Origin of the sequence: Pseudomonas muyukensis (assembly GCF_019139535.1) — a bacterium.
GTDB classification, from domain to species: domain Bacteria; phylum Pseudomonadota; class Gammaproteobacteria; order Pseudomonadales; family Pseudomonadaceae; genus Aquipseudomonas; species Aquipseudomonas muyukensis.
In genome coordinates this window covers 5,161,281-5,186,779 of record NZ_CP077073.1, presented here as the reverse complement: position 1 = coordinate 5,186,779, position 25,499 = coordinate 5,161,281, and the positions used below count along the sequence as shown (strand labels likewise).

Genomic DNA, 25,499 nt, shown 5'->3' with positions numbered 1-25,499 from the left:
AATCCTCAGCGCTGGTGACGGATGCGTGGGTTGGCCAGGCCGTAGAGGATGTCCACGACGAAGTTGACCAGGATCACCAGGCAGGCGATCAACAGGATGCCGTTCTGCACCACGGGGTAGTCACGGGCGCCGATGGCCTCGATCAGCCATTTGCCGATGCCCGGCCAGGAGAAGATGGTCTCGGTGAGCACGGCGCCGGCCAGCAGCGTGCCGACCTGCAGGCCGAACACGGTCAGTACCGGGATCAGCGCGTTGCGCAGGCCGTGGATGAACACCACGCGCGACGGCGACAGGCCCTTGGCGCGAGCGGTGCGGATGTAGTCCTCGCGCAGCACTTCGAGCATCGAGGAACGGGTCATGCGGGCGATCACCGCCAGCGGGATGGTACCCAGCACGATGGCCGGCAGGATCAGGTGCATGACCGCGTCCTTGAAGGCGCCTTCCTCGTCGCTGAGCAGGGTGTCGATGAGCATGAAGCCGGTTTTCGGCTCGATGTCGTAGAGCAGGTCGATGCGCCCGGAAACCGGGGTCCAGCCCAGGCTCACGGAGAAGAACATGATCAGGATCAGGCCCCACCAGAAGATCGGCATCGAGTAGCCGGCCAGGGAGATGCCCATCACCCCGTGGTCGAACAGCGAACCGCGCTTGAGCGCGGCGATCACCCCGGCCAGCAGGCCGATTACCCCGGCGAACAGCAGGGCGGCCATGGCCAGCTCCAGCGTGGCGGGGAACAGGGTGAGGAATTCGTTCCACACGCTCTCGCGGGTGCGCAGCGACTCGCCCAGGTCACCCTGGGCGAGCTTGCCGACGTAGTCCAGGTACTGGACCGGCAAGGGCTTGTTCAGGCCCAGGCGCTCCATGGCCTGGGCGTGCATCTCGGGGTCGACCCTGCGCTCGCCCATCATCACTTCCACCGGGTCGCCGGGGATCAGGCGTATGAGCGCGAAGGTCAGCAGGGTGATACCGAAGAAGGTCGGGATCAGCAGGCCCAGGCGCCGGGCAATAAAACTCAACATGTTCGTGGGTACCTCATCCAGCCGGTAAAGGCAGTGCCGCCGGCTCCCGTACAGGCTGCCGGCGGTCGTTGTTGTTCTACTTCACCTTGGTGGTGGCGAAGTTGTTGTTGGTCAGTGGGTTGATGACATAGCCCTCGACGTTCTCGCGCATGGCGGTGAACATCTTCGGATGGGCCATGCTGATCCACGGTTGGTCCTCATCGTACACCGCCAGGGCCTCGCTATAGAGCTTGGCGCGTTCGTCGTTGTCGATGATCTCGCGGGCGCGGGTGATCAGCTCCTGGAATTTCGGGTTGCACCAGCGGGCGTAGTTCTCGCCGCTCTTCACTGCGTCGCAGCTGAGCATCGGCGTAAGGAAATTGTCCGGGTCGCCGTTGTCGCCGGCCCAGCCCGCCGAGACCAGGTCGGCCTCGCCCTTCTTGGCGCGGCGCAGCATTTCGGCCCATTCCAGCACCCGGATATCGAGCTTGATGCCGATCTTGGCCAGGTCGGCTTGCAGCATTTCGGCAGACAGGCGTGGGTTGGGGTTGGTCGGGCCACCGCCATTGCGGGTGAACAGGGTGATCACCGTGCCCTCCGGCACACCGGCTTCCTTGAGCAGGGCGCGGGCCTTGTCCAGGTCGTGGGGCGGGTTCTTGTTGTCGGTGTTGAAGCCGATCATGGTCGGCGGGTAGGGGTTGATCCCGACCAGCGCGTTGCCCTTGCCGAACAGCTGGTCGACGTGGGTCTGGCGGTCGAAGGCCATGTTGATCGCCTTGCGCACGCGCACGTCGCTCAGGTACTTGTGCTGGGTGTTCATGGAGATATAGCCGGTGACCAGGGCCTCGATCTCGGCGACCTTGAGCTTGGGATCGGTCTTGATGCCCGGTACGTCGTCAGGCTTGGGGTACAGGGCGATCTGGCATTCGTTGGCGCGCAGTTTCTGCAGGCGCACGTTGCTGTCGGTGGCGATGGCGAAGATCAGGGCGTCGGCCGGTGGCTTGCCGCGGAAGTAGTCCGGGTTGGGCTTGTAGCGAACCTGGGCGTCCTTGTTGTAGCGCTGGAACACGAACGGGCCGGTGCCGATCGGCTTGCTGTTGAGATCGCCGGTCTTGCCGGCCTTGAGCAACTGGTCGCCGTATTCGGCGGAGTAGATCGAGGTGAAGGCCATGGCCAGGTCGCGCAGGAAGGGGGCTTCCGGGCGGGTCAGGGTAATCACCACGGTGTGCTCGTCGGTTTTTTCCACCGACTTGAGCAGGTCCTTGAAGGCCATGCTCTCGAAATAGGGGTAGCCGACGCTGGTCTTGTCGTGCCACGGATGGTCTTTGTGCAACTGGCGGTTCAGGCTCCACAGCACGTCGTCGGCGTTGAAGTCGCGGGTGGGCTTGAAGTAGTCGGTGGTGTGGAACTTGACGCCTTCGCGCAGGTGGAAGGTGTAGACCAGGCCATCGGCGCTGACCTCCCAGCGTTCGGCCAGGGCCGGCTGGATCTCGGTGGTGCCGGGCTTGAAGTCGACCAGGCGGTTGAAGATGGCCTCGGCCGTGGCGTCGGCGGTGACCGCGGTGGTGTACTGGACGATGTCGAAGCCTTCCGGGCTGGCTTCGGTGCATACCACCAGCGGCTTGGCCGCCAGGTTCGATGCGGCGCCCAGGATGACCGCTGCCAGGGCAGCGCGTAACGGTAGCGATTTCATGGAACCTCCCTGCAGTGCTAGTTCCAGCCTAGCCGCCACGGCCCGTGGGGAGTCGGGCCGTGGCGGCAACGGTCAGAGGATGTTGAACGGAATGGTGGTCACGATCCGCAGCTCGTCCAGGCTGCCGTCGGCCTGTGCCTTGCTGGCGCGGTGGGCGGTGTAGGTGGCACGGATGGTGGTGTCCTTGAGCATGCCGCTCTGTACCGCATAGCTGGTACCGATGCCCCACTCGTAGTGGGTCTCGCCGTCCATGCCGCGCACGTCATAGGCAGTGCCCTTGTAGTGGGTACCGTCGATGCCCCAGCCGCGGGCGTTGTACAGGTTGAACTTCAGGCCTGGCACGCCGTAGGGCGCCATGTTCAGCACATAGCTGATCTGCAGCGACTTCTCGTTCGGGCCGTTGAAGTCCGACAGCAGGGAGTTGGCCAGGTAGATGCCGTTGGTTTCGTGCAGGTAGTCGAAGTACTCGTTGCCGTTGACCTGCTGCCAGGAGGCGCTGAGGGTGTGGGCCTGGTGGGTCAGGCCGAACGACAGGCTGTAGGTGTCGTTGTCGATCTCGCCCATCTTCTTGCTGCCGGCGTCGACGGTCTTGTAGTAGTTCAGGCCGGTGGTCAGGCTCAGCACCGCGCTGTCGCCCAGCACGTGGTTGGCGCCGAAGTAGTACTGGTTCCAGAAGTCATCGACCTTGGTGGCGTAGAGGCTGGTGGTCAGGCTCTTGAACGGCTGGTAGTTGATACCGGCGGTGCTGGCCCGGTCGGTCTCGACCCCCTCGGCGCCATACTCGCTGCGGAACTTGCTCAGGCTCTGCTCGGTACGCGGCGAGACCCGGTCGAAGGTGCCGAGGTCGAACGACAGGTTGTCGAACTCGGCGCTGTGCAGGAACGCGCCCTGGAAGCTCGACGGCAACGCACGGTTGCCAATGTAGGCGATCATCGGCGTGTCCACCGACTGGCGGCCCAGGGTCAGGGTGGTGTTGGATACCCGCGCCTTGACGTTGCCCAGGCCCATCTTGCTCCACTGGCCGATCGGATCACCGTCGCTGTGGGTCAGGGTACGGTTGTTCGGCCCGGCCACCGCGGCGCGTCCGCGCTCCAGGGCAATGGCGTTGTAGGCCGCGGCCTCGACGGCGAAGCCCACGGTGCCTTCGGTGAAGCCCGAGCTGTAGTTGAGGATGGTGCCCTGCACCCAGTTGTCGCGGCTGTGGGTCGGGGTGCGGGTGCCGTCGCTCTTGGTGTATTTCCACAGCGGTGCGCGGGTGGCACGTTCGCGGGCATACCAGTTGCGGGTGCTGCCGGACAGGCTCTGGCCGTCGATGAAGCCTTTGGCCTCGGCCTGTTCACTGCTGGACTTGAGCGTGATCGGCACATAGTCCTGGCTGGCGGGTTCGGCCTGGGCGAGGGCGCAGAAGGCGCCGACGGACAAGGCCAATGCGGTGGTTGCGGTACGTCTCGACATGAAAGCTCCCTTTCTTTTTTTTTAGTTATCACCCGGCTTCGTGGGCCGGGCTTGTCACGGTGACGCGGTACTGCGGGTGTCTGCCTGGGGGTTGCCAGGCAAATCCGGGCTGCACGCGGTCGCGGGAGTGGGTTGCACCCCCGGCCTGACGTTGCAGGGTCAATCGATACTGACGCCGGAGAAAACGTTGCGTCCGAAGGGGCTGACCTTGAAGTCTTTCACGCTGATGCTCAGTGGCTGGTTGACCGTCGAGTGCGCCACTGGGGTGATCGGTACCTGTTGCTTGAGGCGTTGCTGGGCTTGCTGATACAGGCTGGTGCGCTGTTCGCGGTCGGTGACTTGCTTGGCCTTTTTCACCAGCGCGTCGTACTGCGTATCGCACCACAAGGAGTAGTTGTTGCTGCCGATGGCGTCGCAGCTGAACAGGGTGCCGAGCCAGTTGTCCGGGTCACCGTTGTCGCCGGTCCAGCCGATCAGGGCGATGTCATGCTCGCCGTTCTTCATGCGCTTGAGGTATTCACCCCATTCGTAGCTGACGATGCGCACCTTGAAGCCGAGCTTGTTCCAGTCGGCCTGGAGCATTTCGGCCATCAGCTTGGCGTTGGGGTTGTAGGGGCGCTGCACCGGCATGGCCCAGAGGGTGATCTCGGTGCCGTCCTTGACCCCGGCCTGCTTGAGCAGCTGCTTGGCCTTTTCCGGGTCGAAGGGCGCATCCTTGATCGACTCGTCGTAGGACCACTGGGTCGGCGGCATGGCGTTCGACGCGGCCTGGCCGGCGTCCTGGTACACAGCCTGGATGATCGCCTGCTTGTTCACCGCCATGTCCATGGCCTGGCGCACTTCGAGGCGGTCGAACGGTGGGTGCTGGGTGTTGTAGGCGATGTAGCCGAGGTTGAAGCCCGGTTGGGTCATGACCTGCAGCTTGTCATCCTGCTTGAGCGCCGGCAGGTCGGCGGGACGGGGGTGCAAGGTGACCTGGCATTCGTTCTTGCGCAGTTTCTGGATGCGTACCGACGGGTCGACGTTGATGGAGAAGATCAGGTTGTCGATTTTCACCCGCTCCGGCGCCCAGTAGTCCTTGTTGCCCTTGAAGCGGATCTGCGAGTCCTTCTGGTAGCGCTGGAACACGAACGGTCCGGTGCCGATCGGCTTCTGGTTGATGTCGCTGGGCTTGCCGCTGGCCAGCAGGTGTTCGGCGTATTCGGCGGAAAGGATCGAGGCGAAGGCCATGGCGATGTTCTGGATGAACGCGGCATCGACGCTGTTGAGGGTGAAGACCACGGTCAGCGGGTCGGTCTTCTCGACCTTGGCGATGTTCTTGTCCAGGCCCATGCTGACGAAGTAGGGGAACTCGGTGGGGTAGGCCTGGCGGAACGGCTGCTGCTTGTCGAGCATGCGGTTGAAGGTGAACAGCACGTCGTCGGCGTTGAAATCGCGGCTGGGCTTGAAGTCCTTGTTGCTGTGGAACTTCACCCCGGGGCGCAGGTGGAAGGTGTACTTCAGGCCGTCCTCGGACACCTGCCAGTCGGTGGCCAGGCCGGCTTGCACGGCGGTGCCACCGCGCTCGAACTCGACCAGGCGGTTGTAGATGGGCTCGGCGGCGTCGTTGTCGGTGGCCGCGGTGTACTGGGCGGTGTCGAAGCCTGCCGGGCTGCCCTCGGAGCAGAACACCAGGTTGCTGGCCAGGCTGGTCGATGCCTGGCCCAGCAGGCCAAGGGCGATCAGGGTGGAACTGAGCAGGGTGAGGCGCATGGCAGATCCTTTGTCCGTGTAGGTGCTGGCCGCGCAGGCAATACGCGGCTGTGACGTCCCGGTCCTGACGATAGAGGCGTCAGGATGCGGGAGCCAGGGTTCAGAGACTGGAATGGGGGCGGGACGGTTCTGGCGAGCGTGCGGGAATAGCCCTACGTATCGCCAAGTCGCGTCATCGCCCTGTCGCCAACCGCGGCAACAGGGCGATCACGGCCGTTACTTGTCCACGCTGACCCCGTAGAAGGAGTTCAGGCCGAAGGGGCTGATCTTGAAGTCCTTCACTTTCGCGCTCATGGGCTGATACACGGTGGAGTGGGCGATCGGGGTGATCGGCACCTGTTCCTTGAGGATATGTTGCGCCTGCTTGTACAACTCGGTGCGCTTGGCCTGGTCGGAGGTCGCCTTGGCTTGCTTGATCAGGTCGTCGTAGGGCTTGTAGCACCACTTGGAGAAGTTGTTGCCGTCCATGGCATCGCAGCCATAGAGGGTGCCCAGCCAGTTGTCCGGGTCACCATTGTCGCCACTCCAGCCAATCAGCATGGCGCCCTGCTCGCCGCCCTTGGAACGCTTGATGTACTCGCCCCATTCGTAGCTGACGATCTTGGCCTTGATGCCGATCTTGGCCCAGTCGGACTGGAGCATCTCGGCCATCAGCTTGGCGTTGGGGTTGTAGGGGCGCTGCACCGGCATGGCCCACAGGGTGATCTCGGTGCCTTCCTTGATGCCGGCTTCCTTGAGCAGTTGCTTGGCCTTCTCCGGGTCGTATGCGGCGTCCTTGATGGTGTCGTCATAGGACCATTGGGTCGGTGGCATGGCGTTGACCGCCAGCTGGCCTGCGCCCTGATACACCGATTCGATGATCTGCTGCTTGTTGACCGCCATGTCCAGGGCCTGGCGGACCTTGAGTTGGGACAGGGGGTTCGCTTGGTTGCTGCCCTTGACCTTGTCCATCACGTTGTAGGCGATGTAGCCGAGGTTGAAGCCGGCCTGGTCGGGCATCTGCAGTTTCTTGTCCGCCTTCAGCGGCTCGATGTCGGCAGGGCGTGGGAACAAGGTGACCTGGCACTCGTTCTTCTTGAGCTTTTGCATGCGCACCGAAGCGTCGGTGCTGATGGCGAAGATCAGGTTGTCGATCTTCACGTCCTCAGGATTCCAGTAGCTCTTGTTGCCGGTAAAGCGAATGTTCGAGTCTTTCTGATAGCTCTTGAACACGAACGGCCCGGTGCCGATCGGCTTCTGGTTGATGTCGGCGGGCTTGCCCTGCTTGAGCAGCTGGTCGGCGTATTCGGCCGACTGGATCGAGGCGAAGTGCATGGCCATGTTCTGGATGAACGCGGCGTCGACCTGGGCGAGGGTGAACTTCACCGTGTGGTCGTCGAGTTTCTCCACCTGGGTGATGTTCTTGTCCATGCCCATGTCGGTGAAGTACGGGAACTCGGTGGGGTAGGCCTTGCGGAAGGGCTGGTCCTTGTCGAGCATGCGGTTGAAGGTGAACAGCACGTCGTCGGCGTTGAAGTCGCGGCTGGGCTTGAAGTAATCGGTGGTGTGGAACTTGACGCCTTCACGCAGGTGGAAGGTGTAGGTCTTGCCGTCATCGGAGACGTCCCAGCTGGTGGCCAGGCCGGGGATGACCTTGGTGCCGCCGCGTTCGAATTGCGTCAGGCGGTTGAAGATGGTCTCGGCGGAGGCGTCGAAGTCGGTTCCGGTGGTGTATTGCCCCGGGTCGAAACCGGCCGGGCTGCCTTCGGAGCAGAACACCAGGTTGGACGCGGCGTGGGCGATCGGTGCGCCGGCTAGCAAGCCTGCGCCTACCAGGAACGGAATGACTGCGTGTTTGAGCATGGTGGCCTCATTGTTGTCATTTTTCGAATTGAGGCGGCCTCGTGAGCCGACCTGCGGATACTTATGCAGGGGGTATTCCCAATGCAACACTCAGCAGGATGGTTGACGGCAAAAACGTGGTACGGACGTACATGGATGTCGCATCCGTATAACTTTGGCGAATGTTGATCGTTTGCGTAGTCAAACGGAGCGAAATTTTCAGGATATTTCGCACTTTATGTGACAAGCGGATGCACCCGTTTGGTGCGTAGGAAGGGTCTGAAACAGTTGTCCGAGACGGTTTTGACCGCCTCGGATATTCAAATGGAGGATTCAGGGCACCTGGACTTCGATCAGGCCATCGGCGCTCATGCTGACTTCGCTGGTACCGGCCTCGATATCCGGTGCTGGCGCGGCTTCGTCGGCGGCGCCCTTGGCCATCATCGCCATCGGCGCGTTGCGCAGGTACGGGCGTGGGTAGCCGCTGCTGTTGAGGTTCAGGCTGACCACTTTGTAGCCCTTGCCGCCGAGGGCCTCGGTGGCCAGCTGGGCGCGGGCCTTGAAGGCGGCGACGGCGTCCTTGAGCAGGGCGTCCTCGCTGCTCTTGCGCGTGGCCGGGGCGATGGAGAAGTCCATGCCGCCCATCTTCAGGTCTTGCAGCAGCTCGCCGGTGAGCTTGGACAGGGCCGGGAAGTCGGCGCTTTCCAGGCGCAGTTCGGCGCGCTCGCGCCAGCCGGTGATCTTCTGCCCCTTGGTGTCGTAGATCGGGTAGCTGTTGCGGCTGCCCTGGCTGATCTTCACGTCCTTGACCTGGCGGGCCTGCTGCACGGCCTTGTTCATGGCCTCGGTGATTTCCTTGGCCAGTTTGCCCGGGTCGCTGTTCTGCGCTTCGCTGTACAGGGTCACGACCATCAGGTCGCGGGCCACTTCCTTGCTCACTTCGGCGCGCAGCGACACCTGGTTGTAGTAGCGCGGCTCGTCGGCGGCCAGGGCGGGCAGGCTGGCGAGCAGGCCGCAGGACAAGGCAACGGCGGCGGCGCCGCGACGGGGAATATGCATGTGGAGCTCCTTGGCAAGATAAGGCGTGGCATCGAGACCACGCATGGCCGATCAGACCGTGAAACAGTGTAGTGGGTTCAAAAGTGCCATCATGTACCTGTGACAAAGTGTGGCGCTTTGCCGCATTGCTGCAGCGAGGCGCCCGGCTTCGGTATACTCCAGCCGATTTTCCTGGAGCACTCATCGGGAGAGCTCATGCTCGCCGCCGCACATCCGCTGTCCGCTACACGCCAGAACCTCTGGCGCCTGACCATCATTCGCATCCTCGTCCTGGCCGCCCAGGCCGGCTCGGTAGGCGTGGCCTACTGGACCGAGCTACTGCCGCTGCCATGGTTCTCGCTGGCGGTGACCCTGGCCCTGTCGTCGTTGCTGTGCGCCTTCACGGCTTTGCGCCTGCGCTTGTCGCTGCCGGTCACCGAGCTCGAGTATGCCCTGCAGCTGGCCTGCGACCTGTTGATCCACAGTGCCCTGCTTTATTACTCGGGCGGTTCGACCAACCCCTTCGTCTCCTATTACCTGGTGCCGCTGGCGATCGCTGCGGTGACCTTGCCGTGGATCTATTCGCTGGTGCTCTCGGGCATCGCCCTGGTGGCCTACAGCTTGTTGCTGGTGCAGTACTACCCGCTGGAAACGCTGCCGCTGGCCCGCGACACCATGCAGGTCTACGGCATGTGGCTGAGTATCGCCCTGGCCGCCGGGGTGATCACCTTCTTCGCCGCGCGCATGGCCGAGGAGCTGCGTCGGCAGGAGAACCTGCGTGCCGAGCGGCGCGAGGAGAGCCTGCGCGACGAGCAGTTGCTGGCGGTGGCCACCCAGGCGGCCGGTGCCGCCCATGAGCTGGGCACGCCGCTGGCGACCATGAGCGTGCTGCTCAACGAAATGCGCCAGGACCACGCCGACCCGCAGTTGCAGGAAGACCTGCAGATCCTTCAGGACCAGGTCAAGCTGTGCAAGGAGACCCTGCAGCAACTGGTGCGCGCCGCCGAGGCCAATCGCCGCCTGGCGATCATCGAGCAGGAGGTCACCGCCTGGCTCGACGAGGCGCTCAACCGCTGGCACCTGATGCGCCCCGAGGCCAGCTACCGCTTCCAGCGCCTGCGCGATGGCGCGGTGCCGCGCCTGACACCGCCGCCGGACCTGACCCAGGCCCTGCTGAACCTGTTGAACAATGCCGCCGATGCCTGCCCGGACGACCTGGAGGTGCGCCTGGACTGGGACGCCCAGGACATCGTCATCAGCATCCGTGACCATGGCCCCGGCGTGCCGGCGGCCATCGCCGAGGCGATCGGCAAACCCTTCATTACCACCAAGGGCAAAGGCTTCGGCCTGGGCCTGTTCTTGAGCAAGGCCAGCGTGACCCGTGCGGGCGGTTCGGTGAAACTCTATAGTCATGAGCAGGGTGGCACCCTGACCGAATTGCGCCTGCCCCATGGCAAGCGAGGAGATGAACGATGAGCGAAGAAATCCAGGTCGAAGGCGAAGAACTGCCGCACCTGTTGCTGGTGGACGACGACGCCACCTTTACCCGGGTCATGGCCCGTGCCATGAGCCGCCGGGGTTTCCGTGTGAGTACCGCCGGTTCCGCCGAGGAAGGCCTGAAGCTGGCCGAGCAGGACCTGCCTGACTACGCCACGCTGGACCTGAAGATGGAAGGTGACTCGGGCCTGGTGCTGCTGCCCAAGCTGCTGGAACTGGACCCGGAGATGCGGGTGGTGATCCTGACCGGCTACTCGAGCATCGCCACGGCGGTCGAGGCGGTCAAGCGCGGCGCCTGCAACTACCTGTGCAAGCCGGCCGACGCCGATGACGTGCTGGCGGCGCTGCTCTCGGAGCACACCGACCTGGACACCCTGGTGCCGGAAAACCCGATGTCGGTGGATCGCCTGCAATGGGAGCATATCCAGCGTGTGCTGGGCGAGCATGAAGGCAATATCTCCGCCACCGCGCGGGCGCTGGGCATGCACCGGCGCACCCTGCAGCGCAAGCTGCAGAAGCGCCCGGTACGGCGCTGAGATCACGCGGTCTGGTCTGCTGAGCAGGTGACACGCATCCCTGTAGGAGCGGCCTTGTGTCGCGATAGGGCTGCACAGCAGCCCCAGGCCCGGTGAAGCCCTGAAGCCGCCGGGGCCGCTTTGCGGCCCTTTCGCGACACAAGGCCGCTCCTACAGAGACTGCGCATGGCTTGATCAGAGGCACGGCCTGTGGGGCGAAAGGGCTGCACAGCAGCCCCAGGCCCAGTGAAGCCCTGAAGCCGCCGGGGCCGCTTTGCGGCCCTATCGCGACACAAGGCCGCTCCTACAGAGACTGCGCATGGCTTGATCAGAGGCACGGCCTGTGGGGCGAAAAGGCTGCACAGCAGCCCCAGGCCCGGTGAAGCCCTGAAGCCGCCGGGGCCGCTTTGCGGCCCTTTCGCGACACAAGGCCGCTCCTACAGAGACCGCGCATGGCTTGATCAGAGGCACGGCCTGTGGGCGAAAGGGCCGCGCAGCGGCCCCGCCAGCTATCAGGCTTGCACCCCCGAGCGGTCCACCCGCACCGCCAGTTGCCCCGCACCTGCTGGCGCCTCGAACGCCACCAGCCCACCTGCCGGCACCTTGGCCCGGCCGATCACCTTGCCATCACGCAGCAACTCCAGCGGCATCCCTGCCATCGACTGGCCCGACGCCAGTTCCAGCTTGATCTTGATTGTCATGAGTGACCTCCCTGTCACGCGTTGCGATCGATGTAAGTGGTTGCCACGCCATCCAGGCTGGCGATCAGTTCCGGCGAGCCGCCACGGAACTGACGGAACAGGTTGCGCCCGCGCTGCTTGCCATCCACCGGCACCTGCACGCTGGGATGGAACTGATCGGTCAGTTCGGCATAGGCGCTCCAGGGGCCAATGTACGACTCGTTGAGCACATCGGTGATGCTGTAGGCATAACGCACCGCATTGCCCGCTTGCCAGTTCAGGCCATCCGGCTCGCGGCGCTGCCAGCCGGTGATGACCGGCGCCCCGGCAGGTGGGGCGATGAAGCCGGCGGGCGTGTTCGGCTTGTAGTCCTTGAGCAGCAGGTAGGTGCTCCATCCCCACCAGTCGGCAATGCGCTTGCGGTCGTTGAGGTCGTTGACATCCTTGCGTCGCAGCACGGCCTTGCCGTCCAGGAAGTACAGCGGGGCGAAGTTGCCCGGCACCAGGTCCTGTTCGGCGGCGCGCAGGTCCGGGGCCAGGCGCAGGGCGCCATAGTCCTTGGCCAGTGGCACGCGGCCATCGACAAAGGCCTGGAACACCTCATCGGCCGAGCGCTGCACGGCGCGGCCCACCTGGCGGCGGTTGGCCACATCCACCGTGTCGAAGTAGCGCTTGTCGCCGTAGGCGCGCCATTGCTCGCCCTCGGCGTTGCGCACCGCCAGGCCGTACTTGCTGTCCTCGTCGTGCATGAAGCGCGAGATCAGCGAACCGACATCGCTGGGGGTGACGGTGTCGGCCAGGGCCTTGCGCGGCACCCGCAGGTGGCCGGCGGAGAACAGGTCGGTCAGGAAGTGGTCGGCGAAGGCGTTCATCGCATAGGCCAGTTGCAGGTCGCGCTCGTTGCCACTGGCGCGGGCCTTCACGGCTTGCTGCAGGGCGACGGCGTGACCTGCCTGGTAGGCCAGCAACGCCCAGGGGCCGAAGTGGTCCCAGTTGCTGGCGGCCAGCTTCAGGTAACGCCCCAGGGGGAACAGGTCGGAGGCAAAACTGCCGCCGCCGGTGATGCGGTTCCAGCGCGCCGACAGGCTGTCGCCCAGCGCATCGTAGGCTTCGTGGGGCTGGCGCCCGTCCTTGATGGCCTGGTTGGCGGCGCGGATTTCTTCCTGCATGACCGCAAGGATCTGCTCGGCTTCGGCCTTGGCCGCCGGCAGACGGGCCAGGGAATCGAACGCCTGGGTGAAGCGCTCGAGGCGTTCGGCGTCGGTGCTGCCATCGGCGATGGGGCGCTCGGGCAGGCCGAAGAAGTCGCCACCCAGGGCGATCACCTGGCCGTAGGTCAGGCTCAAGCCATTGGGGAGCGGCAGCGGCGCTTGGTGGGCGAGGATGCCCGCTTGGCCGGGCTCGAAGCGCAGCAGGGTGTTGTCGCCGATAGCGGTGTGCTCGGCGCCTTCGAAGTACAGCTCAGGGCCCCGTTGCTCGGCCGTGGCGCTGCTCGGCGGCACGCCGAAGCGGTGGTACTTGAGGGTGTGGTGGCCGTGCATGACCAGCACCAGGTGGCTGTCCGGGCCGGGGAGGGCGACGCCTTGCGGGTCGAACAGCTGGTCGAGGTCGGCGACCACCAGGGTGGCCTGGGCTTTGGCGGCCGCAGGCGCAGTGTGTGTTCCTGACATGATTTGCTCCTTGCAATGTCGGGATAATCCATTTTTATACTGTATGCATATACAGTAATCGCTATCATATTCAGGAAATTTCCTACGTCAAGGTCTGTTTGTGCGGGCAACTGGCAGCTACGGCGGGCGCAAGCCCCCGGCACTGGCGTATGATTGCCCCCCTCGACACCCAGCCTCAGGATCGCGCTGCATGCTCGCCCTTCTTATCCAGACACTGAACATCACGGCCCCTGTGTTCGCCATGCTGTTCATGGGCGTGTTGCTCAAGCGCGTTGGCTTGATCGACGACAATTTCAACCGGGTCGCCTCCAAGCTGGTGTTCAACGTGTGCATGCCGGCGCTGTTGTTCCTCGGCATCTACCACGCCGACCTGGCGGCGGCGGTGCAACCCGGGGTGATCCTCTACTTCGTCATCGCCACCCTGGCGGGCTTCGCGCTGGCCTGGGGGCTGGCCATCTGGCGCTGTCCGCGGGCTGACCGCGGCATCTATACCCAGGGCGCGTTTCGCGGCAACAACGGCGTTATCGGCCTGGCCCTGGCGGCCAGCCTGTATGGCGACTACGGTATCTCCCTTGGCGCCGTGCTCGCGGGCCTGGTGATCCTGCTGTACAACTCGCTGTCGGCGGTGGTGCTGGCGGTGTACAGCCCGGACCTGAAGTCCGACCCCTGGAGCATCGGCAAGAACATCCTCAGCAACCCGTTGATCATCAGCGTGCTGCTGGCCACGCCCATGGCCTACGGCCAGGTGCCGCTGCCCAACTGGCTGCTGACCAGCGGCGACTATCTGGCGCAGATGACCCTGCCGCTGGCGCTGATCTGCATCGGCGGCACCCTGTCGCTGGCCGCGCTGCGCGACAGCGGCCGGCTGGCGCTGGATGTCAGCCTGGTGAAGATGGTCTGGCTGCCGGTACTGGGCACCCTGGGCGCGTGGTTGTGCGGTTTTCGCGGCGCCGAGCTGGGCATCCTGTTCCTGTACATCGGCAGCCCGACCGCCGCGGCCAGCTACGTGATGGCACGTGAGGCCAACGGCAACCACGAATTGGCGGCGTCGATCATCGTGCTCACTACACTGATGGCGGCGGTCACCACCAATATCGGGATCTTCTTCTTGCAATGGGGTGGATGGATCTAGCCCAGTTGCAAGCAAAACCAACAATACTGCCTCACCTAAAGGACACTTCATGCAAGACCAGAGCACGCCCGAGCGCTTGCAGCGCGGGCTGAAGAATCGCCATATCCAGCTGATCGCGCTGGGCGGTGCCATCGGCACCGGGCTGTTCCTGGGCATCGCCCAGACCATCCAGCTGGCCGGCCCCTCGGTGCTGCTGGGCTACGCCATCGCCGGCCTGATGGCCTTCCTGATCATGCGCCAGCTGGGCGAGATGGTGGTCGAGGAGCCGGTCGCCGGCAGCTTCAGCCACTTCGCCCACCAGTACTGGAGCGAGTTCGCCGGGTTCGTCTCGGGCTGGAACTACTGGGTGGTGTACGTGCTGGTCGGCATGGCCGAGCTCACCGCGGTGGGCATCTACGTGCAGTACTGGTGGCCGGACTTCCCCACCTGGGCCACGGCGGCGATCTTCTTCGTGGTGATCAACGTCATCAACCTGACCCAGGTGAAGGTCTACGGGGAAATGGAATTCTGGTTCGCCCTGGTCAAGGTGGTGGCGATCGTCAGCATGATCGCCTTCGGCGCGTGGCTGCTCGCCAGCGGTGATGGCGGGCCGGATGCCAGCGTTGCCAACCTCTGGCAGTACGGCGGTTTCTTCCCCAATGGCGTGGTCGGGCTGGTCATGGCGCTGGCGGTGATCATGTTCTCGTTCGGCGGCCTGGAGCTGGTGGGCATCACCGCCGCCGAAGCGGCCAACCCGCGCGAGAGCATTCCCAAGGCCACCAACCAGGTGGTCTACCGCATCCTGATCTTCTACATCGGTGCGCTGGCGGTGCTGTTGTCGCTGTACCCCTGGCAGAAGGTGGTGCAGGGCGGTAGTCCGTTCGTGATGATTTTCCACAACCTCGATAGCGACCTGGTGGCGACCATCCTCAATATCGTGGTGCTGACTGCGGCGTTGTCGGTGTACAACAGCTGTGTGTATGCCAACAGCCGCATGCTGTTCGGCCTGGCTACCCAGGGCGACGCGCCGCGCCAGTTGCTCAAGGTCAGCCGTCGCGGCGTACCGCTGACTGCGCTTGGGGTGTCGGCGTTCGCCACGGGCCTGTGCGTGCTGATCAACTACCTGATGCCGGGTGAGGCGTTTGGCCTGCTGATGGCGCTGGCGGTGTCGGCGCTGGTGATCAACTGGGCGAGCATCAGCATCACCCATCTCAAGTTCCGCAAGGCCAAGTTGGCGGCGGGGATCACGCCGTTCTACCAGAGCCTGTGGCACCCGCTGAGCAACTACCTGTGCCTGGCGTTCATTGTGCTGATCCTGGTGGTGATGTATCTCACCCCGCCGATTCGTATTTCGGTGATGTTGATTCCGGCGTGGATTGCTGTGTTGTGGGTGGCGTTTCGAATGAAGAAGGCGCGGCGGGCCTGATTTGATCCAGTTCGGTTTCGGGATATTACGGTATCCTGAAACCGAGTTGGCTGGATGGCGTCTTATTGTTATTCAAGCCTGTTTCAATCTCTCGGTTGCCCTCCCAGGCAGTCAACACATTGCCAACTGTCCAACCACTAACTCCGTATCTCTTGATCTTGATCTTGCTTCTAAGTGCGCGATAGTTCAGGCGCCGCCAATTGCGACTTCAGGAGGCCGAGCGGAGTTCTTGCGTAGTGGGGCGACGGCCATGGATGGCCGTCGAGCGCTGCGCCCCAGGATGGGGCGTACAGCGCGGTACCCACGGGAGCAAGAACGGAGCGAGGGGACCCCGGAGCGAAGCGTAGGGGCCGGATGAATGGAGCGAGCGGTTTTTGCCTACTTTTGCCCGCGTGCAAAAGTAGGTCGCCGTAAAGGCGAAAAGGTGACTAAGCGTCGACATAGCCAATGAATGCGCATATAACTTTCAAAACCCACGCTCTGAAAGTCAAAGTCAAAGTCAAAGTCAAAGTCAAAGTCGGTCGGTGTGGGTGTTTACAGGTGTAAGCGCATTCATTGGCTATATCGACGCTTAGTCACCCTTTCGCCCTTACGGCGAGTCACTTTTTGTCAAACGCGACAAAAAGTAACCAAAAAACGCTGCGCTCCATTCATCCGGCCCCTACGCTTCGCTCCGGGGTTCCCTCACCCCGGCCTTGCTCCCGGGAGGACCGCGCTGTAGGGCCCATCCTGGGCCCCAGCGCTTGACGGGCATCCATGCCCGTCACCTCCCTACGCAAGGCCTGCGTTCGGCCTCCTGAAGTCGCGAAGTTACCGGCGTCGCCTGGGCTGACGCAGCTGTCGCTAGGCTCTATATGAAAAGTCTTGAGACGAAGGTCAGGCGAGGCTGTTTTCAACGCAGCATGAACGCGTATCAAGGCTTTTCGTGCAGCGCACTAAGCGCACTAGTGGACAGGTTGGTCAATCTCTTGATCGCCAAGCTGCACGGACCACCTACATGGGTTACACAGGCGTTCACTCACATAGGTAACAGTCACGAGGCCAGGGTGCGAACGCTTAATCGCTTGAACCTGCCTGATAACTATCAATCACTTCCTGCGCCGCCCGAAACGCATCGACCGCCGCCGGCACCCCGGCATACACCGCGCAATGCAGCAATGCCTCGCGGATTTCCTCAACGGTGCAGCCATTGTTCAAGGCCCCACGCACATGCCCCTTGAGCTCCTGTGGGCACTTGAGCGCGGTCAGCGTGGCCAGGGTGATCAGGCTGCGGGTTTTCAGCGGCAGGCCATCGCGGCCCCAGACGCTGCCCCAGGCGTGCTCGTTGACGAAGTCCTGAAGCGGCTGGGTGAATTCGCTCGCGTTGCCCAGGGCGCGGTCGACGAAGGCATCGCCCATGACCTGGCGGCGAATGCGCTCGCCGGTGGATTTTGAATCTGCCATGTTGTTTTCCTTAGTGTTGGCGGCGCCAGGCGCGGACCGTGGTGTACAACAACACGATTCCGAGCACCGGCAGGACGTAGAACAGCATCCAGCGCTCGAGGCGGCCAGCCAGCGGCATGCCGGTGGTGAAGGTCACCACGTGCAGGCCGTAGGCCAGGTACAGGCACAAAAACACCAGGCCTTCGGCGCGGGTGACCCGGTAACCGGAGTAGAACACCGGCAGGCACAGCGCGGCGACGCCGAGCATCACCGGCAGGTCGAAATCCAGGGCATTGGGCGAAATCGACAGCGGCTCGGGGGTGACCACCGCAGTCAGGCCCAGGACCGCGAGCAGGTTGAACAGGTTGCTGCCGATCACCGTGCCCACGGCAATCTCCCGCTCGCCCCGCAGGGCGGCGATCAGCGCGGCGGCGAGCTCCGGCAGCGAGGTGCATACCGCGACCACGGTCAGGCCGATGATGCGCTCGGACAAGCCCAGGTCGGTGGCCACCTCGACGGCCGCCTCCAGCAGCAGGTGCCCGGCCAGGCTCAGCAGGCCCAGGCCCAGCACAATCAGCAGCAGCGCGCCGCTCCAGAAGCGCCCGGCGCCGGTGTGCGCGGCGCTGGGCGCGGGGTAGGTACGGGCGTAGTGGCGCGACTGGTGCCAGAGCATGCCCAGGTAGGCCAGCAAGCCAAGCAGCAGCAGAGCACCCTCCAGGCGGCCCAGTTGGCCGTTGAGGGCGAGCAGGTAGACCAGCGCGCTGGCCAGGATCATCAGCGGGATGTCCAGGCGCACCAGCTGGCGCGACACGCGTAGCGGAATGATCAGCGCGGCCAGGCCGAGGATCACCAGCACATTGAAGATGTTGCTGCCGATCACGCTGCCGACGGCGACGTCCGGCGCGCCCTGGTAGGCGGCCTGCAGGCTGACCGTCAGCTGTGGCGCGGTGCTGCCGAAGGCGACCAGGCTCAGGCCGATGATCAGCGGACGCACGTGCAGGCGCCCGGCCAGGCGCAGTGCAGCGCGCACCAGCAGCTCGGCGCCGATGATCAGCAAAAGCAGGCCCAGGCCCAGTTGCAGCAGGCTGAAGGCGGGAAGGGTGGCCAGGTCGAAAATGGCGAAGGCTCCAGTCAGGTCAGTCGCTCAGACCTTGTACTCGCACGCGCGCCGTTCCGCTACGCAGCATGCCGATTTTTTCTGCGGCGGCGCGTGACAGGTCGATCAGGCGGCCACGGGTATGCGGGCCTCGGTCGTTGATGCGCACCACGACGCTGCGCTGATTGCTGAGGTTGGTGACCAGCACCCGGCTGCCGAAGGGCAGGCTGCGGTGGGCGGCGCTCAGGCCATGCTGGTTGAAGGGCTCGCCGCTGGCGGTGCGCTTGCCGTGGTGGCGGGCGCCGTAATAGGAGGCGGTACCGGTTTCGTCGTAGCCGCGTGGGTCGATGTCTTGGCTGGCGCAGCCGGCCAGCAGGGCAAACAGGCTGAGGGTGGCGAGGGGGTGCTTCAGCAATTTGGATGCTCCGCAAATGGGGCCGCTGTGCGGCCCATCGCGGATGAATCCGCTCCTACATATACCTGTAGGAGCGGATTCATCCGCGATCGAGGGCGAAGCCCTCGCCGCGCTTTCAGATCACCCTTCGAGCTTGGCCTTGAGCAATTGGTTCACTTGCCCCGGGTTGGCCTTGCCCTTGGAGGCCTTCATCGCCTGGCCGACGAAGAAGCCGAACATCTTGCCGCGCTTGGCCTCGTCGGCGGCGCGGTATTGTTCGACCTGTTCGGCGTTGGCGGCGAGCATCTCGTCGAGCATCTTGTCGATCGCGCCGGTGTCGGTGACCTGCTTGAGGCCGCGGCTTGCGATGACGCTATCGGCATCGCCCTCACCGGCGGCCATGGCCTCGAACACGGTCTTGGCGATCTTGCCGCTGATGGTGTTGTCGCGGATGCGCAGCAGCATGCCGCCCAGGTGCTCGGCGCTGACCGGCGACTGGTCGATGTCCAGGCCCAGCTTGTTCAACAGGCTGCCCAGCTCGACCATGACCCAGTTGGCCGCGAGCTTGGCGTCGCCGCCAATTTTTACCACGTGCTCGAAGTAGTCTGCCTGTTCGCGGCTGGATGCCAGCACGTTGGCGTCATAGGCCGACAGCGCGTACTGCTGCTGGAAGCGCTCGACCTTCTGCGTCGGCAACTCCGGCAGGGCGGCGCGCACGGTCTCGAGGAAGCTCGGCTCGATGACCACCGGCAGCAGGTCCGGGTCGGGGAAGTAACGGTAGTCGTTGGCTTCCTCCTTGCTGCGCATCGAGCGGGTCTCGTCCTTGTTCGGGTCGTACAGGCGGGTTTCCTGGGTCACCTTGCCGCCGTCCTCGATCAGCTCGATCTGGCGCTGGACCTCGTAGTTGATCGCCTTTTCGACGAAGCGGAACGAGTTGACGTTCTTGATCTCGCAGCGGGTGCCGAACTCGGCCTGGCCCTTCGGGCGCACCGAGACGTTGCAGTCGCAACGCAGCGAGCCTTCGGCCATGTTGCCGTCGCAGATGCCCAGGTAGCGCACCAGGGCGTGGATCGCCTTGACGTAGGCCACGGCTTCCTTGGCGCTGCGCATGTCCGGCTCGGAGACGATTTCCAGCAACGGCGTGCCAGCGCGGTTCAGGTCGATGCCGCTGGCGCCGTTGAAGTCTTCGTGCAGGCTCTTGCCGGCGTCTTCCTCAAGGTGCGCGCGGGTCACGCCGATGCGCTTGATGGTGCCGTCTTCCAGGGCGATGTCCAGGTGGCCCTTGCCGACGATCGGCAGGTCCATCTGGCTGATCTGGTAGCCCTTGGGCAGGTCGGGGTAGAAGTAGTTCTTGCGCGCGAACACGTTGCGCGGGCCGATCTCGGCATCGATCGCCAGGCCGAACATGCACGCCATGCGCACGGCTTCCTGGTTGAGCACCGGCAGTACGCCGGGCATCCCCAGGTCGACCAGGCTGGCCTGGGTGTTCGGCTCGGAGCCGAAGGTGGTGGCGCTGCCGGAGAAGATCTTCGACTGGGTGGCGAGCTGGGTATGAATCTCCAGCCCGATCACAACTTCCCATTGCATGTGTGAACTCCTCAGAAGCCGTTGGGGGCGCGGGTGTGCCAGTCGGTGACTTGCTGGTACCGGTGCGCGATGTTGAGCAGGCGGCCTTCCTGGAAGTACGGGGCCAGCAGTTGCACGCCCACCGGCAGGCCGTCGACGAAGCCGGCCGGCATCGACAGGCCCGGCAGGCCCGCCAGGTTGGCGGTAATGGTGTAGACGTCCTCGAGGTAGGCGGCGACCGGGTCGCTGCTCTTGGCGCCGAGTTTCCAGGCCGGGTTCGGCGTGGTCGGGCCGAGGATCACGTCGACATCGTGGAAGGCGGCCATGAAGTCGTTCTTGACCAGGCGGCGGATCTGCTGCGCCTTGATGTAGTAGGCGTCGTAGTAGCCGGCCGACAGGGCGTAGGTGCCGACCATGATGCGGCGCTGCACTTCCGCGCCAAAGCCTTCGCCGCGGGAGCGTGCGTACAGGTCGGTCAGGTTCGCCGGGTTCGCGCAGCGGTGGCCGAAGCGCACGCCGTCGAAGCGCGACAGGTTGGAGGAGGCCTCGGCCGGGGCGATCACGTAGTACGCCGGAATGGCGTGCTGCATGTTCGGCAGGCTGATTTCCTTGACCACCGCGCCGAGCTTTTCCAGCTCCTTGACGCTGGCCTGGACCAGCTCGGCGATGCGCGGGTCGAGGCCGGCGCCGAAGTATTCCTTCGGCAGGCCGATGCGCAGGCCCTGCAGCGAGGCGTTGAGGTTGGCGCTGTAGTCCGGTACCGGTTCATCGACGCTGGTCGAATCCTTGGCATCGAAACCGGCCATGCCTTGCAGCAGCAGGGCGCAGTCCTCGGCGGTGCGGGCCAGCGGGCCGCCCTGGTCGAGGCTCGAGGCGTAGGCGATCATGCCCCAGCGCGAGACGCGGCCGTAGGTCGGCTTGAGGCCGGTGAGGTTGGTCAGCGCCGCCGGCTGGCGGATCGAGCCGCCGGTGTCGGTGCCGGTGGTGACCGGCAGCAGGCGCGCGGCCACGGCGGCGGCCGAACCGCCGGAGGAGCCGCCTGGCACGTGCTCGAGGTTCCACGGGTTCTTCACCGGGCCGTAGTGGCTGGACTCGTTGGCCGAGCCCATGGCGAATTCGTCCATGTTGGTCTTGCCCAGGGTGACCATGCCGGCCTCGCCCAGCTTGGCGACCACGGTGGCGTCGTAAGGGGCGTTGAAGTTGTCGAGCATCTTCGAGCCGCAGCTGGTGCGCACGCCATTGGTGCAGAACAGGTCCTTGTGGGCGATCGGCGCGCCGAGCAGGGCGCCGGTTTCGCCGGCGGCGCGGCGGGCGTCGGCGGCACGCGCCTGGTCCAGGGCCTGGTCTTCGGTGACGGTGATGAAGCTGTTGAGCTGCGGGTCGAGCTGCTTGATGCGCGACAGCAGGGCGCCGGTCAGTTCCTGCGAAGAGAACGATTTGTCGGCCAGACCGCGGGCGATCTCGGCCAGAGTGAGTTGATGCATGGCAGGCGCTATCCCTTATTCGATGACTTTCGGAACCAGGTACAGACCGTTCTCGGTCGACGGGGCGACGGCCTGGTAGCGGTCGCGCTGGTTGCTTTCGGTGACTTGGTCGGGGCGCAGACGCTGGGTGGTCTCCAGCGGGTGGGCGAGCGGTTCGATGCCGGTGGTGTCGACGGCTTGCATCTGGTCGACCAGCCCGAGAATACTGTTCAAGGCATCGGTAATGCGTGGCAGTTCGCCTTCATTCAGGCCCAGGCGGGCCAGATGGGCGATCTTTTCCACGTCGGAGCGTTGAAGCGCCATGGGGATCTCCAGGAAATCGAGAAACGGAATGGGTCCGTGGTGAGGAACATGCCGGGATTCTGGCGGTCAAAGGGCCGCGATCATCGGCAGGCATGCTCGGAAAAACAGCCAATTTAACATATTGGCTCCTTGCCCAAAATCCCTGCCATTGTTAGAGTTTGCCGCACTTTTTTACCCACGCTTTCCCCAGGGTCACTTTCCCATGTTCAAGAAACTGCGTGGCATGTTTTCCAGCGATCTGTCCATCGACCTGGGTACTGCCAACACCCTTATCTACGTGCGTGAGCGCGGTATCGTCCTGAATGAGCCCTCGGTTGTTGCCATCCGTACCCACGGCAACCAGAAAAGCGTCGTCGCTGTCGGTACCGAAGCCAAGCGCATGCTCGGCCGCACCCCCGGCAACATCGCTGCCATTCGTCCGATGAAGGATGGCGTGATCGCCGACTTCAGCGTTTGCGAAAAAATGCTGCAGTACTTCATCAACAAGGTGCACGAGAACAGCTTCCTGCAGCCCAGCCCACGCGTGCTGATCTGCGTGCCGTGCAAGTCGACCCAGGTCGAGCGCCGCGCCATCCGTGAGTCGGCCCTCGGTGCCGGCGCCCGTGAAGTGTTCCTCATCGAAGAGCCGATGGCCGCCGCCATCGGTGCCGGCCTGCCGGTCGAAGAAGCCCGTGGCTCGATGGTCGTCGACATCGGTGGCGGTACCACCGAAATCGCCCTGATCTCGCTCAACGGCGTGGTCTACGCCGAATCGGTACGGGTCGGCGGCGACCGCTTCGACGAGGCTATCGTCACCTACGTGCGCCGCAACTACGGCAGCCTGATCGGCGAATCCACCGCCGAACGCATCAAGCAGGAAATCGGCACCGCCTACCCAGGCGGCGAAGTGCGCGAAGTCGACGTCCGTGGCCGCAACCTGGCCGAGGGCGTGCCGCGTGCCTTCACCCTGAACTCCAACGAAGTGCTCGAGGCGCTGCAGGAGTCCCTGGCGACCATCGTCCAGGCGGTCAAGAGCGCCCTGGAGCAATCGCCGCCGGAGCTGGCCTCCGACATCGCCGAGCGCGGCCTGGTGCTGACCGGTGGTGGCGCGCTGCTGCGCGACCTGGACAAGCTGCTGGCCCAGGAAACCGGCCTGCCGGTGATCGTCGCCGAAGACCCGCTGACCTGCGTCGCCCGCGGCGGTGGTCGGGCCCTGGAAATGATGGACAAGCACGCCATGGACCTGCTCTCCAGCGAGTGATCGCCGGGCCGCAAGGTATCCCAGGTTTACAGGTGGCACGCACAGTGCTACCTGTATGCGCTGTGCTGGCGCCCGCGCGGGCGCCGTTTCCGTCAATCCGCAAGCAGGCCGGTGCGTTGTCCCATGCCCAATGACTTCCTGAGTCGTCCACGAGGAACGGCCCATTAAACCGCTTTTCTCCAAAGGCCCCTCGCTGGGCGTGCGCCTGCTCGTGCTGGTGGTGATGTCGGTCGCGCTGATGGTGGTCGACTCGCGTTTCGACCTGCTCAAGCCCGTGCGCAGCCAGATGGGCCTGGTCCTGATGGAATCCTACTGGATCACCGACCTGCCGCAGCGTCTGTGGCAAGGCGTGGCCGGCCAGTTCGGCAGCCGCACCGAGCTGATCGCCGAAAACGAGAAACTCAAGACCGAGGCCCTGCTGCTGCAGGGGCGCCTGCAGAAGCTGGCGGCCCTGACCGAGCAGAACGTGCGCCTGCGCGAGTTGCTCAATTCGTCGGCGCTGGTCAACGAGAAGGTCGAGGTCGCCGAGCTGATCGGTGTCGATCCCAACCCGTTCACCCACCGTATCCTGATCAACAAGGGCGAGCGTGACGGCGTGTTCCTCGGCCAGCCGGTGCTCGACGCCCGGGGCCTGATGGGCCAGGTGGTCGAGCTGATGCCCTACACCTCGCGGGTACTGCTGCTCACCGACACCACCCACAGCATCCCGGTGCAGGTCAACCGCAACGGCCTGCGCGCCATCGCCAGCGGTACCGGCAACCCAGAGCGCCTGGAACTGCGCCACGTGGCCGATACCGCCGACATCAAGGAAGGCGACCTGCTGGTCAGCTCCGGCATGGGCCAGCGTTTCCCGGCCGGCTACCCGGTGGCCACGGTCAACGAAGTGATCCACGACTCCGGCCAGCCGTTCGCCATTGTCCGCGCCATCCCGACCGCCGCGCTCAACCGCAGCCGCTACATGCTGCTGGTATTCAGCGACCGCCGGACCCCGGAAGAACGCGCCACCGAGGCGGCCATCGCCCAGGAAGAAGCCGACCGGCAGGGCGCCAGCCACGGCCAGGCCCCGGTCAACCCGGCAACCCCGGCAACCCCGGCAACCCCGGCAACCCCGGCCCCAGCCCCGGCCGCCCCCGCGACCCCGGCAGCGGCCCCCGCTGCCAACGGCGCCGCCCCGGCACAGCCGGCCGCCGCGCCCGCCCAACCCCGGAGACAATAATGGCCAGCACCCGTAGCAGAAACGGCTGGGCCATCTGGCTGACCTTCGCCCTCGGCCTGTTGCTCAGCGTCTCGCCCATGCCGCAGTTCATGGAAGTGTTCCGGCCCATGTGGCTGGCGCTGCTGCTGGCCTTCTGGACCTTGGCCGTGCCGAGCAAGGTCGGCATGACCACCGCTTTCGTGCTGGGCCTGGCCGAGGATGTGCTGTACGGCACCTTGCTGGGGCAGAACGCGCTGATCCTGACCTTGATCACCTTCCTGGTGCTGTCGCTGCAACAGCGCCTGCGCATGTTCCCGATGTGGCAGCAGAGCCTGGTGATCCTGGTGATCTTCGGTATCGCCCAGCTGATCCAGCTGTGGCTCAGCGCCCTGACCGGCAACCGCCTGCCGACCCTGGCCCTGGTCTGGTCGGCGGTGATCAGCGCCTTGCTCTGGCCCTGGGTCAGTTTCGCCCTGCGCGGCCTGCGCCGTCGCCTGCACATTCACTGACGATCCGCGCCACTGACAGGGAGATGTCCCCATGACACAGCTGTACCTGGCATCCGGCTCGCCGCGTCGCCGTGAACTGCTGACCCAGATCGGCGTGCCGTTCACCGTGGTCAGCGCTCCCATCGACGAAACCCCGCTGCCGGGCGAGGCCCCGGCCGCCTATGTCGAGCGCCTGGCCCAGGCCAAGGCCGTGGCGGGTTTCGCCCATACCGATGGCCGCGGCGTGGTGCTCGGGGCCGACACCACCGTGGTGCTCGATGGGCAGATCCTCGGCAAGCCAGAGAACCGCGAGCAGGCCTTGGCCATGCTCGGCGACCTGTCCAAGCGCGAGCACCAGGTGCTCACCGCCGTGGCGCTGACCGATGGCCGGCGCAGTGTCAGCTGCTGCGTCAGCACCCGCGTACGTTTTCGCACCATTTCCTTCGAGCAAGCGCTGCGCTACTGGGACAGCGGCGAGCCCGTCGACAAGGCCGGAGGCTATGCCATCCAGGGCCTGGGCGCGGTTTTCGTCAGCGCGATCGAGGGTAGCTATTCCGCCGTGGTCGGCTTGCCGTTGAGTGAAACCGCCGAACTGCTCGAGCAGTTCGCCATTCCCTGCTGGCAGCTGCAAGAGGATGCGCACGGAGCCTAGCCAGGT

At 64.6% G+C, this 25,499-nt stretch carries 22 protein-coding genes; 8 read left to right on the top strand and 14 right to left on the bottom strand.

From position 1 onward, the window contains the following. Window positions 1–5: 5 nt before the first annotated feature. From KSS95_RS23025 to KSS95_RS23000, 6 genes are all read right to left on the bottom strand, one after another. Window positions 6–1,016 (bottom strand): ABC transporter permease subunit, encoded by a 1,011-nt coding sequence (locus tag KSS95_RS23025; RefSeq protein ID WP_134689956.1) that lies wholly within the window; start codon window positions 1,014–1,016, stop codon window positions 6–8. Between the two features lie 76 nt (window positions 1,017–1,092). Beyond that, window positions 1,093–2,688 (bottom strand): ABC transporter substrate-binding protein, encoded by a 1,596-nt coding sequence (locus KSS95_RS23020; RefSeq protein WP_217849970.1) that lies wholly within the window; start codon window positions 2,686–2,688, stop codon window positions 1,093–1,095. A gap of 72 nt (window positions 2,689–2,760) precedes the next feature. Continuing rightward, complete coding sequence (locus tag KSS95_RS23015; protein ID WP_217849968.1) at window positions 2,761–4,143, bottom strand: OprD family porin; 1,383 nt, start codon at window positions 4,141–4,143, stop codon at window positions 2,761–2,763. A gap of 159 nt (window positions 4,144–4,302) precedes the next feature. Next, window positions 4,303–5,895, bottom strand: a complete 1,593-nt coding sequence (locus KSS95_RS23010; RefSeq protein WP_217849966.1) for an ABC transporter substrate-binding protein — start codon at window positions 5,893–5,895, stop codon at window positions 4,303–4,305. Window positions 5,896–6,111: 216 nt separating this feature from the next. Beyond that, window positions 6,112–7,737 (bottom strand): ABC transporter substrate-binding protein, encoded by a 1,626-nt coding sequence (locus KSS95_RS23005; protein WP_217849965.1) that lies wholly within the window; start codon window positions 7,735–7,737, stop codon window positions 6,112–6,114. Between the two features lie 312 nt (window positions 7,738–8,049). Beyond that, window positions 8,050–8,775, bottom strand: a complete 726-nt coding sequence (locus KSS95_RS23000; RefSeq protein WP_217849963.1) for an SIMPL domain-containing protein — start codon at window positions 8,773–8,775, stop codon at window positions 8,050–8,052. Between the two features lie 195 nt (window positions 8,776–8,970). Here KSS95_RS23000 and KSS95_RS22995 point away from each other — a divergent pair, with 195 nt between their 5' ends. Both KSS95_RS22995 and KSS95_RS22990 read left to right on the top strand, forming a co-directional pair. Continuing rightward, window positions 8,971–10,230, top strand: a complete 1,260-nt coding sequence (locus tag KSS95_RS22995) for an ATP-binding protein (RefSeq protein ID WP_217849961.1) — start codon at window positions 8,971–8,973, stop codon at window positions 10,228–10,230. Beyond that, a complete protein-coding gene (locus KSS95_RS22990) occupies window positions 10,227–10,787 on the top strand; it encodes a response regulator transcription factor (protein WP_186658669.1) in 561 nt (186 codons plus the stop codon). Before KSS95_RS22995 ends, KSS95_RS22990 begins: the two co-directional genes overlap by 4 nt. Window positions 10,788–11,278: 491 nt before the next feature. Here the strand turns inward: KSS95_RS22990 and KSS95_RS22985 are convergent, their stop codons facing one another. Both KSS95_RS22985 and KSS95_RS22980 read right to left on the bottom strand, forming a co-directional pair. Continuing rightward, window positions 11,279–11,467: a hypothetical protein gene (locus KSS95_RS22985; protein ID WP_217849959.1), complete on the bottom strand. Its 189-nt coding sequence runs from the start codon at window positions 11,465–11,467 to the stop codon at window positions 11,279–11,281. Between the two features lie 14 nt (window positions 11,468–11,481). Continuing rightward, window positions 11,482–13,116, bottom strand: a complete 1,635-nt coding sequence (locus KSS95_RS22980) for a phospholipase (protein WP_217849958.1) — start codon at window positions 13,114–13,116, stop codon at window positions 11,482–11,484. Between the two features lie 190 nt (window positions 13,117–13,306). Between KSS95_RS22980 and KSS95_RS22975 the strand changes: the two genes are divergently transcribed. Next, on the top strand, window positions 13,307–14,248 hold the full coding sequence (locus KSS95_RS22975) for an AEC family transporter (protein ID WP_217849957.1): 942 nt from the start codon (window positions 13,307–13,309) through the stop codon (window positions 14,246–14,248). Between the two features lie 49 nt (window positions 14,249–14,297). Beyond that, on the top strand, window positions 14,298–15,653 hold the full coding sequence (locus tag KSS95_RS22970; protein ID WP_217849956.1) for an amino acid permease: 1,356 nt from the start codon (window positions 14,298–14,300) through the stop codon (window positions 15,651–15,653). Window positions 15,654–16,709: 1,056 nt separating this feature from the next. Here the strand turns inward: KSS95_RS22970 and KSS95_RS22965 are convergent. From KSS95_RS22965 to gatC, 6 genes are all read right to left on the bottom strand, one after another. Further along, a complete protein-coding gene (locus KSS95_RS22965; protein WP_217849955.1) occupies window positions 16,710–17,096 on the bottom strand; it encodes a carboxymuconolactone decarboxylase family protein in 387 nt (128 codons plus the stop codon). Between the two features lie 10 nt (window positions 17,097–17,106). Then, window positions 17,107–18,150: a calcium/sodium antiporter gene (locus tag KSS95_RS22960; protein WP_217854069.1), complete on the bottom strand. Its 1,044-nt coding sequence runs from the start codon at window positions 18,148–18,150 to the stop codon at window positions 17,107–17,109. A 61-nt stretch (window positions 18,151–18,211) separates the two neighbouring features. Further along, complete coding sequence (locus KSS95_RS22955) at window positions 18,212–18,586, bottom strand: septal ring lytic transglycosylase RlpA family protein (RefSeq protein WP_217849954.1); 375 nt, start codon at window positions 18,584–18,586, stop codon at window positions 18,212–18,214. Window positions 18,587–18,706: 120 nt separating this feature from the next. Further along, window positions 18,707–20,152, bottom strand: a complete 1,446-nt coding sequence (gene gatB, locus KSS95_RS22950; RefSeq protein WP_217849953.1) for an Asp-tRNA(Asn)/Glu-tRNA(Gln) amidotransferase subunit GatB — start codon at window positions 20,150–20,152, stop codon at window positions 18,707–18,709. 11 nt (window positions 20,153–20,163) lie between these two features. Next, window positions 20,164–21,615 (bottom strand): Asp-tRNA(Asn)/Glu-tRNA(Gln) amidotransferase subunit GatA, encoded by a 1,452-nt coding sequence (gene gatA, locus KSS95_RS22945; protein ID WP_217849952.1) that lies wholly within the window; start codon window positions 21,613–21,615, stop codon window positions 20,164–20,166. Between the two features lie 15 nt (window positions 21,616–21,630). Beyond that, complete coding sequence (gene gatC, locus KSS95_RS22940; protein WP_134689941.1) at window positions 21,631–21,918, bottom strand: Asp-tRNA(Asn)/Glu-tRNA(Gln) amidotransferase subunit GatC; 288 nt, start codon at window positions 21,916–21,918, stop codon at window positions 21,631–21,633. Between the two features lie 202 nt (window positions 21,919–22,120). On the opposite strand from gatC, the gene mreB reads away from it, so the two are divergent. From mreB to KSS95_RS22920, 4 genes are all read left to right on the top strand, one after another. Beyond that, window positions 22,121–23,158, top strand: coding sequence for a rod shape-determining protein MreB (mreB, locus tag KSS95_RS22935; protein ID WP_003255163.1), 1,038 nt, complete (start codon window positions 22,121–22,123; stop codon window positions 23,156–23,158). A 163-nt stretch (window positions 23,159–23,321) separates the two neighbouring features. Further along, window positions 23,322–24,374 (top strand): rod shape-determining protein MreC, encoded by a 1,053-nt coding sequence (mreC, locus tag KSS95_RS22930; RefSeq protein ID WP_217854068.1) that lies wholly within the window; start codon window positions 23,322–23,324, stop codon window positions 24,372–24,374. Beyond that, a complete protein-coding gene (mreD, locus tag KSS95_RS22925; RefSeq protein ID WP_186658041.1) occupies window positions 24,374–24,862 on the top strand; it encodes a rod shape-determining protein MreD in 489 nt (162 codons plus the stop codon). The genes mreC and mreD overlap by 1 nt, the downstream gene beginning before the upstream one ends. 31 nt (window positions 24,863–24,893) lie before the next feature. Then, window positions 24,894–25,493 carry a Maf family protein gene (locus KSS95_RS22920; RefSeq protein WP_217849951.1) on the top strand — a complete coding sequence of 200 codons (600 nt, stop codon included), beginning with the start codon at window positions 24,894–24,896 and terminating at the stop codon, window positions 25,491–25,493. Window positions 25,494–25,499 lie beyond the last annotated feature (6 nt).

Excerpts from the sequence above, each read along its gene's own strand:
- KSS95_RS22975 (WP_217849957.1), top strand. The coding sequence starts at position 13,307 with ATGCTCGCCCTTCTTATCCAGACACTGAACATCACGGCCCCTGTGTTC.
- KSS95_RS23015 (WP_217849968.1), bottom strand. The coding sequence starts at position 4,143 with ATGTCGAGACGTACCGCAACCACCGCATTGGCCTTGTCCGTCGGCGCC.
- KSS95_RS22995 (WP_217849961.1), top strand. The coding sequence starts at position 8,971 with ATGCTCGCCGCCGCACATCCGCTGTCCGCTACACGCCAGAACCTCTGG.
- KSS95_RS23025 (WP_134689956.1), bottom strand. The coding sequence starts at position 1,016 with ATGTTGAGTTTTATTGCCCGGCGCCTGGGCCTGCTGATCCCGACCTTC.
- KSS95_RS22920 (WP_217849951.1), top strand. The coding sequence starts at position 24,894 with ATGACACAGCTGTACCTGGCATCCGGCTCGCCGCGTCGCCGTGAACTG.
- gatB (WP_217849953.1), bottom strand. The coding sequence starts at position 20,152 with ATGCAATGGGAAGTTGTGATCGGGCTGGAGATTCATACCCAGCTCGCC.
- KSS95_RS22990 (WP_186658669.1), top strand. The coding sequence starts at position 10,227 with ATGAGCGAAGAAATCCAGGTCGAAGGCGAAGAACTGCCGCACCTGTTG.
- KSS95_RS22985 (WP_217849959.1), bottom strand. The coding sequence starts at position 11,467 with ATGACAATCAAGATCAAGCTGGAACTGGCGTCGGGCCAGTCGATGGCA.
- KSS95_RS23010 (WP_217849966.1), bottom strand. The coding sequence starts at position 5,895 with ATGCGCCTCACCCTGCTCAGTTCCACCCTGATCGCCCTTGGCCTGCTG.
- KSS95_RS23020 (WP_217849970.1), bottom strand. The coding sequence starts at position 2,688 with ATGAAATCGCTACCGTTACGCGCTGCCCTGGCAGCGGTCATCCTGGGC.
- mreD (WP_186658041.1), top strand. The coding sequence starts at position 24,374 with ATGGCCAGCACCCGTAGCAGAAACGGCTGGGCCATCTGGCTGACCTTC.
- KSS95_RS23000 (WP_217849963.1), bottom strand. The coding sequence starts at position 8,775 with ATGCATATTCCCCGTCGCGGCGCCGCCGCCGTTGCCTTGTCCTGCGGC.
- gatC (WP_134689941.1), bottom strand. The coding sequence starts at position 21,918 with ATGGCGCTTCAACGCTCCGACGTGGAAAAGATCGCCCATCTGGCCCGC.
- mreB (WP_003255163.1), top strand. The coding sequence starts at position 22,121 with ATGTTCAAGAAACTGCGTGGCATGTTTTCCAGCGATCTGTCCATCGAC.
- gatA (WP_217849952.1), bottom strand. The coding sequence starts at position 21,615 with ATGCATCAACTCACTCTGGCCGAGATCGCCCGCGGTCTGGCCGACAAA.
- KSS95_RS23005 (WP_217849965.1), bottom strand. The coding sequence starts at position 7,737 with ATGCTCAAACACGCAGTCATTCCGTTCCTGGTAGGCGCAGGCTTGCTA.
- KSS95_RS22970 (WP_217849956.1), top strand. The coding sequence starts at position 14,298 with ATGCAAGACCAGAGCACGCCCGAGCGCTTGCAGCGCGGGCTGAAGAAT.
- KSS95_RS22980 (WP_217849958.1), bottom strand. The coding sequence starts at position 13,116 with ATGTCAGGAACACACACTGCGCCTGCGGCCGCCAAAGCCCAGGCCACC.
- KSS95_RS22965 (WP_217849955.1), bottom strand. The coding sequence starts at position 17,096 with ATGGCAGATTCAAAATCCACCGGCGAGCGCATTCGCCGCCAGGTCATG.